This is a genomic window from Dokdonella immobilis, from assembly GCF_900115085.1.
Taxonomy (GTDB): Bacteria; Pseudomonadota; Gammaproteobacteria; order Xanthomonadales; family Rhodanobacteraceae; genus Dokdonella; species Dokdonella immobilis.
The window spans coordinates 1-11,017 of record NZ_FOVF01000053.1; the positions used below are offsets into that span (position 1 = coordinate 1).

Below are 11,017 nucleotides of genomic sequence, written 5' to 3' on the forward strand. Positions count from 1 at the left end.
CTGCGTTGCCATTACGTTGTAGGAAGCGGCTTCAGCCGCGATGCTTTCCCCGCATCGTGCCGAAAAGAATCGAGCCTAAAGGCTCTTCCTGCAATGAGCGCGCGTAGAGACGACGCCGGCTTCGATGGCAGCCGACGCGTATCGGCTTCGTTGTTGGGTGCGATGACGCTCACCCCCAACCTGCGGGCTGGCGCTGGGTTTCCGGCCGCCCCGGCCGCCGCGGGCTACAAAGGTGGGCGTTGCGCGGCTGCGTCGCTGCCGGTCTCGAAGCGGGCCGCGATGCGATCGGCCAGGACCAGCGTTGCCTTTGCCGGCGTACCACCGCGCTCGTAGGCAATGGCGAGCTTCGAGCCGGTCGGCAGTTCGCGCAGGCGCTGCCGCCACTGATCGAGTGAACGGGCCGCCATGGACTCGCCATCAATCGACACGATTCGGTCGTCGGGCTTCAGCCCGGCGCGTTCGCCGGCACTGGCGGCGGCCACGTCGACGACCTTGAGGGCGTCGCCGTCGGCGAACAGGAACAGGCCGCTGCGATCGTAGTCGTCCGCCCGACCGAAACGCGCATTCGGAGCCAGATAGAGACGGCGGTTCGGATAATCGAAGGCGAGGGTGAAGCGGCGCAACACGCCGCCGCCGAGATTGCCCGAGATATCGGCACTCGCGAACGCGCCCTTGCTGCCCGTGTACAGGTCACCCGCGATGCCGTCGATGGCGAGGTCGCCGAGCCGCAGTGTGCCGAAGCGGGCCGGGCGGCCGCGCGAAGGACCACCGACGCCCCAGCCCATGACCGCCTCGGGCGCGGCCCGGTAACGGGTCGCGGCGTCGTGCTCGGCGACGAATGGCGAGTGCAGGGTCAGCGCGACGCGCGAACCGGTATCGATGCTGAGGCGAACCGCGACGCCGTCGAGCGAGCCCTGCACGATCGGAATGCGATCGGCGAGGTCGAAGCCGACGGCATGTGCGCCCTGCGGCGGCGAGAATCGAGCCGGCTGGGCCAGGGTCAGCTGCTTTCCGGCATAGTCGATGACGACGCCGAAGCGACTGAACAATTCGTAGCCGACCAGGCCGTCGAAAGTCTCGCCTTCGATCGACGAAAGTGCGCCGAGATCCACGACATAGAAGACCGGCTTGTCGAGAACCGCGTCGCCGACACGAACCTCGCCGGCATTGGCCAGGGCGAGGTCGACCGTCTCGTCGCCGACGCCACGCGCGGCCAGCTTGCCCGCGCCCTCGAGTCCGAACTTCCTTGCCGCCGCGGGCGTCAGCATGTTGACGCCGCCGGTGTCGACGATGAAGCGGGCCGGCTTGCCGTCGACCAGGCCGTTCACGTAGATGTGGTTGTTGACCAACTCGATCGGAATGCGCGTCACGCCGGCGTCATTGACGATGCGCGACGACGCGCGCAGTTCCGGTCGGGCGAAATCGGCGTCGGCGAACGCCGCGTTGAGCAGCACTTTGGCAATGCGGACTTCCGAATGCGCGCGAGGTTCGCTGCGGCCCGTCGAATCGACGCTGTCGTTGCTCGAGTGGAAGGCCAGGCGCAGCCCATCGACCACGCGGTAGTCGTCGTAGCGCGTGACCGAGAGATCCCGCTCCTGCTTCTGGTCGACCCGCGCGAGCAGGCCGGTCGCGGCGTCGAACCAGAGGCTGACCCGATCGCCTCCCTGCGGCGTCGCCTCGACGACGTCGAAACTCCGCCCGTTCTCCTCGCGCCGCGCCGGTGCGCCGATGACCGCGGGCAGGCGTGCCGGATACCAGTAACCATGGGCATCGAGCCAGGCCTGGCTGCGCGCGCGGCGGACCGCCTCGGGCGCGTCGAGTACGGCCACTTCGCCGCCCGGATCACGGCTCCAGGCCAGTTGGCCGTCGTAGCCCTGTCCACCTTCGACCGGTCCCAGCGCGTAGTGGCTTGCCGAACGTCCACCGCCAAGGTCGACGAGGGTCTCGATGCGCCCTTCGAGGCCCCCGGCCCGGAGCGTGCCGTTCAAGCGCAGGCTGCGCGCCTGGTCCCAGGCCTCGCCTCCCGTCGCTTCCTTGTAGCGATCGAACAACCTCGACGCGTCGCTGGCGTGGGCCGCCACGGAAGCCAGCAGGAAAAGCGACGAGAGCAGGAAAATCCGCGAATGGGCCAACATGATTGCACTCCAGAAAGTTTGATCCGCGCTTGCTTCGTCGCGCCGATGATTGAATAATCCGTCAATATTTCAAAACAGGCAAGCCAACCAATGGCACAGAAGACCGCCCGGGCGATCGAACGCGCCAGCGAAATCGACCTGCTCGCTTCGCCCACCCGGATCGAGATCGTCGACACCCTCGAAGCCCTCGGTAGAGCCGTTTCCGTCGCCGAACTGGCCGGCGAACTCGGGCGTCCGGCCGATGGGCTCTACTACCATCTGCGGCAACTGGCCCGCGGCGGCCTGATCGAGGAGGAAACGGCTCCGGACGGGCGCCGCTTCCGGCTCCGCACGGAGTCCGGCGCGCGGCTCTCGTTGCGCTATCGTCCCGGCGCGACGGCCAACGCCCGGGCCGTAGGCCGCGTCGCCGCAAGCGTGCTGCGCGTGGCCGAGCGCGATTTCAAGCGTGCCCTCGGCGATCCCGGCGCGGTCGTCGAAGGGCCGCGGCGCGAACTCTGGGCGGCGCGCGGCAAGGGCTGGGTGGGTCCCGATCAACTCACCGAAATCAACCGGCTGCTTGGCCGGCTGATGGAACTCCTGCACCAACCGAGAACACCGGAACATGACACCCTGATCGCAGTGTCCTGGGTCCTGGCCCCGCTCGAACCCAAATCCCCGCGCCGCGCGCCTGAACGAAAGCCGGCGCAAAAGCGGATCCGGGCGAGGCCTGGCTGATCGGAACGAGTCCGCACCGCTGCCGCGCGAAGCGCTGACCTTCCTGGATCCTCCGCAACCGCTCGACCGACGTCCTGCGCGGTCAGCAGCGAGGCCGCTCGATCCAGCGCAGGCCTCGATCGCGGCTCGCGCGTTACCGCTCCGGCGTTGGCTGCTAGACTCCGCACGAAACGACCGATCTGGAAAAGGCATGCCCCGGCACGGCAAGAAAATCACCATCGTCCCGACCGTCAGCGTCGCCCAGGCCGAGGAAGCCGTACGCGTGCTCCTGCGCTGGGCTGGCGAGGACCCGAACCGGGAAGGCCTGCTCGACACGCCCAAGCGCGTGGTCAATGCCTATCGCGACTGGTTCTCCGGATACGCGATCGACCCCGCCGAATACCTGCGCCGCACCTTCGAGGAAGTCGCCGGCTACGACGAGATGATCGTCCTGCGCGACATCGAGTTCGAATCCTATTGCGAACACCACATGGCGCCGATCATCGGCCGTGCCCACATCGGCTACCTTCCGACCAACAAGGTCGTCGGCATCAGCAAGCTGGCGCGCGTGGTCGACGCCTACTCACGGCGCTTCCAGGTGCAGGAGAAACTGACCGCGGAGATCGCCCGCTGCATCGAGGATGTACTGAAGCCGCGCGGCGTCGGCGTGGTCGTCGATGCCGTGCACCAGTGCATGACCACGCGCGGCGTGCACAAGCGCGGGGTCTCGATGATCACCAGCAAGATGCTCGGCGACTTCCGCGATGACGCGCGCACCCGCGCCGAATTCCTGCGCTTCATCAATATCCAGTCGAAGTCCTGAAGGAACTTCCGCACCATAGTGCCGCTCGGAGTCGTCGCCTGACCGCCGAACCGGCGTGGAAGTGCTCCTGAAGGCATTCCGACCCTGTCCGCAGCCACGCTCAAGACATGACCTCCGATTCCCCCCACACCCCGGCGCGCCGGGCCGCCGTCATCTTCGTGTTCATCACGGTGATGCTCGACATGCTCGCGTTCGGCATCATCATTCCGGTGTTTCCGCACCTCGTGCAGCACATGACCGGCGGCGACATCGGTACGGCCGTGCGTTGGACCGGCATCATGGGCGCGCTGTTCGGGCTCATGCAGTTCGTCTTCTCGCCGGTGCAGGGAGCCATGTCGGACCGCTTCGGCCGACGCCCGGTGATCCTCGCCTCGAACCTCTCGCTCGGCTTCGACTTCATCCTGATGGCGCTGGCCCAGACGCTGCCGATCCTGTTCATCGGCCGCATGATTTCGGGTGTCGCCAGCGCCAGCATTTCCACCGCCAATGCCTACATCGCCGATGTCACGTCACGGGAGAAGCGCGCCGCCGCCTACGGCCTGCTCGGCGCGGCATTCGGCATCGGCTTCATCATCGGACCGGCGCTCGGCGGATTTCTTGGCGGCATCTCGGTGCGCGCGCCGTTCTGGGTTGCCGCCGGCCTGGCCCTGGCCAACTTCCTCTACGGCTTCTTCGTCCTGCCCGAATCGCTGCCGCGCGAACGCCGCAGCGCCCGCTTCGACCTGAAGAATGCCAACCCTCTCGGCGCGTTGCGCATGCTGCGCCGCTACCCGCAGGTGCTGGCCCTGGCCGTGGTCTTCTTCCTCGTCGCCCTGGCCCAGTTTTCGCTCAACTCGACCTTCGTGCTGTACGCCGACTACCGCTACCACTGGGGCCCTCAGGAAGTCGGCTACACGCTGGCCCTGGTCGGCGTATGCAGCGCCATCGTCCAGGCCGGCATGGTGCGCAGGGTCGTGCCGCGCTTCGGCGAACGACCGGTCATGCTGGCCGGCCTGCTGTTCGGCATCAGCGGCTTCCTGACCCTCGGCTTCGCTGCAAACGCGGTCGTCTTCGTACTGGCGATTCCCCTGCTGGCCCTGGCCGGGCTCGGCGGGCCGACCACACAGGCGATCATCACGCGCCAGGTCGATCCAACCGAACAGGGTCGCCTGCAAGGCGCGATAACCAGTCTGGCCAGCCTGGCCACGGTATTCGGCCCGTTCGTGTTCAGCCAGATCTTCGCCTTCTTCATCGGTCCGACCACGCCGCTGCATCTGCCGGGTGCTGCCTTCGTCCTCTCCGCGATCCTGCTCGGCCTCGGATTCGTGCTCGGCTGGCGGGCGACTGCGGACCTGCAGCCGATAGCCGCCAACGCTGAACCGACCGCACCGGTCGGTCCGCGCCAAAACTCCGACCTGGCACCGCTCGCGGAATTGGAAAGCAAGCCGTGAATCGGGCCGTCGAGAAGCCCTACTCGGCGGCCTGCGAGCGCAACCGCGCGCCGATACTCGAGGTCCTGCGTGTCGAATTCGCGAGCTGCAAGCGCGTGCTCGAAATCGGCAGCGGCACCGGCCAGCACGCTGCCTACCTGGCCCGAGCCCTGCCACACCTGACCTGGCAGACCTCGGAACGGCCCGAACACCTGCCCGGCATCCAGCTCTGGCTCGACGAGGCCGCGCTGCCGAACACACCCGCGCCAATCGCCTTCGACGTGGCCCAGGCCGAATGGCCGCAGAGCCGCTACGACCGTGTCTTCACGGCCAATACCCTGCACATCATGGCCTGGCCGGAAGTCCAGACCCTGTTCGATCGCCTGCCCGGCATCCTCGCCGAAGGCGCGCGGCTCGCCGTCTATGGACCGTTCAACATCAACGGCCGCTACACTAGCGAGAGCAACGCGGCGTTCGATGCATCGCTGCGTGAGCGCGCACCACATATGGGCCTCCGCGATCTCGCCGACGTCGATGCCCTCGCCGCCAAGGCCGGCCTGCGCCAGATCGCCGACTATGCCCTGCCGGCCAACAATCGCTGCGTGATCTGGCGACGCGATGTCGCGCAGTCCGCCGACCCGCCGGAATAGCCCGCCCTGCCGATCGGCAAGGCCCGCGCACATCGTCTGTTCCCAACGCACAGCACCGAGGCGTCGTGTCGCGCGATCGACAGGGCCGCAGCGCGGATCGATCAGGGCGGGCTCCGCTCCGTCATCGCCCCGGCCACGGCGCCCGCCATGGCCCGCCCGAATTCGACGTAGCTTGCCTCCGAAGGATGAAAGCCGTCGCTGGAGAAAGCCTCCCTGCGGGTCTCGAACTCGACCGGCACATGCACCGCCTGGGCATGTGCAGCGACCACGTGCCGGGCCAAGCGGTCGAAGGTCTCCCCGCGAAAGCCGATCAGCGCACGCAACGGTTGCGGCAACAGTGGAAAACCCTTCAACGGCGGAATCCCGGCGACCGCGATCAGCGCCGATGGCGAATGGGCGCTCATTGCACGCAGCAGCGCGTCAAGATTGCGGCGCCAGGTCGCCGTACGGTGCAGTGAGGTCACGTCGTTGACTCCGACCGAGAGCACGAACAGATCGACCGGCTGCTCCGGCAGGCGCGCCAGCAACTCGCCGAGCACGCCGCCGGAATCGATGCCGATGCGACCGATTGCCTGCCACTCCACCGAGCGCGTGAGCGTCGCGGCCAGGGCCTCGGCAGTGCGCCCGACCAGGGCACGGTCGAGCCGTGAGGCACCGACCCCGGCAATGATCGAATCACCAATCGCGACGAGGCGCAGCGGCGGCCCGCTGCCGACGGAACCAGTCTCGGGCCCGGCCGCCGCTGCCAGTCGCGGTGCGTCGCGGCGCACGCGCAGGGCCTGAAGCGCCACCCACGGCAGCGATCCCCAGAAGACCAGGCTCCTCAGCATGCGCGTTCCGCCCCTTGAACCGGGCCCAAGTGAAACCGCGGTTGCCGCGCCGGGCTCAGAAGTGCTCCACGACCAGCCGGGCCAGCATGATCCAGAGCACGATGCTGGACAGGGCGAAGGCCGCGAACCGCAGGGTCACGATGTTCACCGTGCAGTGGATGAAACTGTGCGCGACGCGAAGGGCGACATAGCCCCAGGCCAGGTTGATGTAGACCGCGTCCGAGGTCTGCGTCGCCAGCAGCAGCAGGCAGATCGCATAGAAGACGACCGGCAGTTCGAACAGGTTCCTGAAGTTGTTCGCCGCACGATTGACCGCCTCGGGCAGCGTGGATGCGATCTGCTCGGGTGTGGCGAGCTGCTGGGCATCGATGTTGTGCGAGACCATCCAGGTGATGCGTCGAACAAACAGGGTGACCCAGACCGCGAAGGTCAGCAGCATCAGGGCAAGAACGGGCTGGACGATGGCATGCGACACGGCGGACTCCTTGCGGCTGGCGCGCACTCGGTGCCGCCATGGTCTGCGGCGAATGGGGGATTCCGGTCAGTGGCTGCGCGTCAGCTCGACGCCGTCCACGGTCATCTTCCACTCGCCACCGCTCTCGTGCGGCGGCACATTGACCTTGAACGTCGTCGTCATCGGACCGATGCCGACATCGAAGTCGTCGCCGTGGAAGCTCTTCAGCGGCGCGTCGATCGACGTGCGTGCGCCCTTGCGCATGCGGTGGTAGACGATGCTGCCATCGCGCGTGATCAACAGCGACATGCCATCGGCTTTCCATTCGCCGACGTAGGCCGCCTTCTCGGCGGGCACGGCGACCCCGCAGGATGCAAGCATCACCACAACAAGCAACACGAGGGTCATCTTGAGCGAACGCATGGGACCTCCTTCACTGGACGTGGTGATGGTCATGTCGCGGAACGGTTGAGCGCTTCGGGTCCAGCTCCGGCCAAACCCTGCCAGGCCGCCAAGCCGATGCCACGGACCTCGAACCCGGACTGCACCAGCACGGCCCATGCGATGCGTTCGACCTCGTCGACCGAAATGCCGGACAACCATTCATTCCGCCGGCCCGTACTACCACGCAGGCGCCACGCCGACAACCGGCCCAACACCTCGCGTTCGGCCTCGTCGATCCGATCGAGCAGCGCGATCGGCCGGAACCGCACGACCGCGCGACCGAAGGTGCGCCAGTACGCGCGCTGACGCAGTGCCAGGTCGCGTGCCTTGCCGAATTTGCAGTTCTCGTGATTGACCCTGATGCAGCGCTCGGCACGTCGCAGGTCGTGGGCGTTGACCGCGATCGGCTCGATATTCGTCAGCGCAACGATATACAGGCCGGATGTGCGGGTCATGGCGACGGCAGTCCCGCAAGGAAAGCCGTGGTGCCACACGGGTACTGTCCGCGGTCATTACAGGCTGTCACACGCAAGCCGCTCAGCGCGCCGCGCCGAGCATCGCGGCCATCTTCTGGTGGATCAGGTTGACCGCCTTGAGCGGGCGCAGCATGACCTTGAACTCGACGATGCGTCCGTCCTCGCCCCAGCGCAACATGTCGACGCCATTGATGGCGATGCCGTCGAGTTCGAGCACGAACTCGAGCACCGCATCGTGGGGCCCGACCCACTCGCGCACGTAGCGAAAACTGGTATCGGAAAATACTCGAAGGGCCGCCGCCAGGTAGCCCGCCGTGACCGCCTTGCCGACCTGCGGCGTGTGCACTACTGGCGAATGGAAGACCACGTCATCGGCGAGCAGGTCGGGCAACCCGGCGGCGTCACCGGATTTCACCAGCGCATGCCATGCTGCCAGGGGATCGTTCATTGATCACTTCCATGCCGCGGCGTGATCGCGGCGCCGTATTGGCAGGGTACCGCGCATCGACCGATCCTGCATGCGGCCTGCAGGTCAAAATCCGCCGAAAGAAGCAATCGCCCGGCCGACTCATCCGGACCCGTTCTGCTCAGCCCCTTCCCGGCCGAACAAACCCGCTTCACTTCGCCACGCGGCACCTGCGGCGAACCTTCTGGATCCCCCGACAGCTTCGCCGCGATTTTCAGACCGTCCCTTCGCGCGTCCTCGACCGGCGCGGAATCTGTCGCGGAACGGTCAGGCCGAACCGGCCCTCTTGAGCCGGTCGATGATGGCGGACCCTGTGGCAAGGAGGAAGACGGCGATGACCAACACGAGCACGAGAGCCGAAGCAGACAGCCAGTAGCCGCCAAGCGAGCCCGAGAAGTTGAGCGCGAGATTGCCCGCCAGCGCAATGGACACCGGCAACCACGCGACGGAAATGGCCAGCGCCAGCCAAGCGAGCACGCGAATTGCAGTGTTGCTGGAAGCGAGAAGCACTGCGGCCGTGGAACATCCCAGCAGGCCGAGCCAGGCGAGGGCATTGCCCGCGGGCAGACCGCCGGGTAACGGGACACCGAGAAGGTCGGCGCCGGACACCAGGGTCGCAAAGCAAAGTGCGGCACCAAGGGAAACCGCGGCGGCGGAAAGGGCCTTGCTCATACCGATTGCACCGGATATCTCCGTGCTGAAACGCGAGGGCCGCGAAGGCGGCCAGCAAGGTTTCCCTGGAAGGCGCCGTGTCCCAGGCGCCGGTCAGGCCATTGCGGCCCGCCTGCGCAACGCGAACGCCAGCCAGGCCACATAACAACCAAGAAGGACATCAACGGAACCACAGAATTCGGGCCACCACGTCGGAACGCCAGCATTCGAGAGCAGCGCATCGTGTGAAAAATCGTAGGCGGCGTGGGCAACGTAGCCAACGGAAAGCAGCAGCAACGTGGCAAACGACCTGAATGCGTAGGAGACGTATGCAATGACGAGAAAGGCCACGCCTGCAATGAGCTCGCCGAGCAAGGCCGTGTAGTCGGAGGCGTACGCAGCGAAAACCCAGTAATAGACCGGAAACGTTGCCAGAAGCACCGGGTACGCCCACCGGGTCGATTCGAGCTTTTGTGCCCGAAATCGCAACACGACGATTGCGGCTACCAGGACGCCGATTCCAAGTGCCCAGATGTTCATATCAATGGCCCCTTATCACTTCAGCGGCACATCGCCGACCCGCGATCAGCAGACAGTTTGCAATATCGACCGTGTCCTCTGAAATAGCAGCGACGAAACGCTCCCGCTCTCCATGAAGCTTGGCTTCCGCGCACAGTTCCAACGCCTCGACGAGCCCAGGCTCGGGCTCAAGGCCGCCGCCTACCCGCGGCCCGCCCGCCCGGGACGGCGCAGGTACCTCAAGAACACTTCGCTGATCCTCGACGATCCGGTTTTCGAACCAAAGACCTGCAAGGAAGCCGCCGTGCGCTTTGGGCTGGAACGGCTCGCTGCTGACCAATCCCTCGCCGCGGCCATCCTCGATTGCCTGCGGCAAGGCCCATGTTCCCAGAATCACGAGAACGAGCTATGGCCTCAGGGATCTCGAAGCCACCCTCGCAGCGACCCACAACTGACCAAATCAGGAAACCGGAGGTGCGTAAATCCGGGTGTCGCCTTGACGGGCGAAACTGGATGTCGGTCGACAACCGCAAAGCGAGTCGCCCACATCGCCCAGTGGGCTCCTGGAATCCCGCGAACCGCCGTTGCCTTGAAATCACGGCTGTATCCGTAGGTAGTTCGAGGGCCGGGCTTGGCCATGATGAGGACTCTTGAAAGTTAGTTCAGGGTGTCCACTAAAGCGAAGGAACCGTCAGGTCCGCTTGAACGATTGGTTAGGCGCCACCGCCGCTGAAGTAAATGGCGGCTCGTGAAGCAGCCAAAAGAACAATGAGAGCGGCTAAGAACCAACGCGTTACAACCACGGAAACTCGCTGAATGTGCTGGAGTGGTACAACCAGCGTATAGACGACGAGATACGCGACTACGGCAGCGACCCCAGCGGGAACGTGAAGCCAGGAGCCCTGAAGCAGCTCAGTTACTGCAAACAACGGAATGAAAATGGCGATAGCCGGTAGCAAGGCCCACCAGCGGAACGCCGAAACGCAAAGCGCGCCACAACTTGGGCAGCTTGCGGGAAAGGCATGATTGGCGAGAATTGCTCGGGGCAGTGAGACTGACGCCACTTCACAATTCGGACAGATCTTCATGTGACGCCTAACACCAGTTAAGCCGCGCCGGTTACGGCGTCGGCTTGGACGAGTAAAAAGAGACTTCCCACCTCTTTCGGCATCAAGGATCCCGAAGGACCCGCGTGCCATGATGGAGTTTCTACACAACCGTCAGCAGAAGGGGAAGTCTCCGTGACTACTATAACCATTGGCGTGGATTTGGCGAAGAACGTGTTTTCGGTGTGCTCGGCGAACGCCGCGGGACGTGTGCTGGACCGGAAGGACCTGCGACGCGAGGCCTTCGCGGCTTACCTGGTACAGCTACCTCCCGGAACCCGGGTGGCCATGGAGGCCTGCAGCGGTGCGCACTACTGGGGGCGTCGGTGTGTGGAGTTGGGCTTGCAGCCGCACCTGATGG

The 11,017-nt window shown here is 65.7% G+C and carries 13 protein-coding genes and 1 pseudogene; 5 read left to right on the plus strand and 9 right to left on the minus strand.

Features of this window, described 5'->3' with window-relative positions; translation table 11 throughout:
- Nucleotides 1–224 precede the first annotated feature (224 nt).
- Nucleotides 225–2,135, minus strand: a complete 1,911-nt coding sequence (locus tag BM125_RS19145; protein WP_092410997.1) for an aspartyl protease family protein — start codon at nt 2,133–2,135, stop codon at nt 225–227.
- Between the two features lie 90 nt (nt 2,136–2,225).
- Between BM125_RS19145 and BM125_RS19150 the strand changes: the two genes are divergently transcribed.
- From BM125_RS19150 to BM125_RS19165, 4 genes are all read left to right on the plus strand, one after another.
- The gene (locus BM125_RS19150) at nt 2,226–2,849 is read left to right on the plus strand and encodes a winged helix-turn-helix domain-containing protein (protein WP_092410999.1); all 624 of its coding nucleotides are present in this window, start codon (nt 2,226–2,228) and stop codon (nt 2,847–2,849) included.
- A gap of 190 nt (nt 2,850–3,039) precedes the next feature.
- Complete coding sequence (folE, locus tag BM125_RS19155; protein ID WP_092411001.1) at nt 3,040–3,651, plus strand: GTP cyclohydrolase I FolE; 612 nt, start codon at nt 3,040–3,042, stop codon at nt 3,649–3,651.
- A gap of 107 nt (nt 3,652–3,758) precedes the next feature.
- On the plus strand, nt 3,759–5,081 hold the full coding sequence (locus tag BM125_RS19160; protein WP_092411003.1) for a TCR/Tet family MFS transporter: 1,323 nt from the start codon (nt 3,759–3,761) through the stop codon (nt 5,079–5,081).
- The gene (locus BM125_RS19165; RefSeq protein WP_092411005.1) at nt 5,078–5,710 is read left to right on the plus strand and encodes a DUF938 domain-containing protein; all 633 of its coding nucleotides are present in this window, start codon (nt 5,078–5,080) and stop codon (nt 5,708–5,710) included. The genes BM125_RS19160 and BM125_RS19165 overlap by 4 nt, the downstream gene beginning before the upstream one ends.
- Nucleotides 5,711–5,811: 101 nt before the next feature.
- Here BM125_RS19165 and BM125_RS19170 read toward each other — a convergent pair whose 3' ends face one another.
- The 8 genes from BM125_RS19170 to BM125_RS19205 all read right to left on the minus strand — a co-directional run bounded on the left by BM125_RS19170 (nt 5,812) and on the right by BM125_RS19205 (nt 9,926).
- Nucleotides 5,812–6,540, minus strand: a complete 729-nt coding sequence (locus BM125_RS19170) for an SGNH/GDSL hydrolase family protein (RefSeq protein WP_092411007.1) — start codon at nt 6,538–6,540, stop codon at nt 5,812–5,814.
- Between the two features lie 55 nt (nt 6,541–6,595).
- Nucleotides 6,596–7,015, minus strand: a complete 420-nt coding sequence (locus BM125_RS19175; RefSeq protein ID WP_217647929.1) for an MAPEG family protein — start codon at nt 7,013–7,015, stop codon at nt 6,596–6,598.
- Between the two features lie 66 nt (nt 7,016–7,081).
- On the minus strand, nt 7,082–7,417 hold the full coding sequence (locus BM125_RS19180) for a hypothetical protein (RefSeq protein WP_092411021.1): 336 nt from the start codon (nt 7,415–7,417) through the stop codon (nt 7,082–7,084).
- A 29-nt stretch (nt 7,418–7,446) separates the two neighbouring features.
- Entirely contained in the window at nt 7,447–7,893 is a 447-nt protein-coding gene (locus BM125_RS19185; RefSeq protein WP_092411009.1) for a hypothetical protein, read from the minus strand.
- Nucleotides 7,894–7,975: 82 nt separating this feature from the next.
- Entirely contained in the window at nt 7,976–8,362 is a 387-nt protein-coding gene (locus tag BM125_RS19190; RefSeq protein ID WP_092411011.1) for a nuclear transport factor 2 family protein, read from the minus strand.
- Between the two features lie 285 nt (nt 8,363–8,647).
- Entirely contained in the window at nt 8,648–9,052 is a 405-nt protein-coding gene (locus BM125_RS19195; RefSeq protein ID WP_092411013.1) for a hypothetical protein, read from the minus strand.
- A gap of 93 nt (nt 9,053–9,145) precedes the next feature.
- Complete coding sequence (locus BM125_RS19200; RefSeq protein ID WP_217647930.1) at nt 9,146–9,571, minus strand: hypothetical protein; 426 nt, start codon at nt 9,569–9,571, stop codon at nt 9,146–9,148.
- A 1-nt stretch (nt 9,572) separates the two neighbouring features.
- Nucleotides 9,573–9,926, minus strand: a complete 354-nt coding sequence (locus BM125_RS19205; RefSeq protein WP_092411017.1) for a hypothetical protein — start codon at nt 9,924–9,926, stop codon at nt 9,573–9,575.
- An 865-nt stretch (nt 9,927–10,791) separates the two neighbouring features.
- Between BM125_RS19205 and BM125_RS20515 the strand changes: the two are divergent.
- Nucleotides 10,792–11,017 (plus strand): annotated as a pseudogene (locus BM125_RS20515) (IS110 family transposase); the annotation flags it as partial.

Coding starts and splice junctions, on each gene's coding strand:
- BM125_RS19180 (WP_092411021.1), bottom strand. CDS start 7,417: ATGCGTTCGCTCAAGATGACCCTCGTGTTGCTTGTTGTGGTGATGCTT.
- BM125_RS19190 (WP_092411011.1), bottom strand. CDS start 8,362: ATGAACGATCCCCTGGCAGCATGGCATGCGCTGGTGAAATCCGGTGAC.
- BM125_RS19185 (WP_092411009.1), bottom strand. CDS start 7,893: ATGACCCGCACATCCGGCCTGTATATCGTTGCGCTGACGAATATCGAG.
- folE (WP_092411001.1), top strand. CDS start 3,040: ATGCCCCGGCACGGCAAGAAAATCACCATCGTCCCGACCGTCAGCGTC.
- BM125_RS19160 (WP_092411003.1), top strand. CDS start 3,759: ATGACCTCCGATTCCCCCCACACCCCGGCGCGCCGGGCCGCCGTCATC.
- BM125_RS19195 (WP_092411013.1), bottom strand. CDS start 9,052: ATGAGCAAGGCCCTTTCCGCCGCCGCGGTTTCCCTTGGTGCCGCACTT.
- BM125_RS19170 (WP_092411007.1), bottom strand. CDS start 6,540: ATGCTGAGGAGCCTGGTCTTCTGGGGATCGCTGCCGTGGGTGGCGCTT.
- BM125_RS19200 (WP_217647930.1), bottom strand. CDS start 9,571: ATGAACATCTGGGCACTTGGAATCGGCGTCCTGGTAGCCGCAATCGTC.
- BM125_RS19150 (WP_092410999.1), top strand. CDS start 2,226: ATGGCACAGAAGACCGCCCGGGCGATCGAACGCGCCAGCGAAATCGAC.
- BM125_RS19145 (WP_092410997.1), bottom strand. CDS start 2,135: ATGTTGGCCCATTCGCGGATTTTCCTGCTCTCGTCGCTTTTCCTGCTG.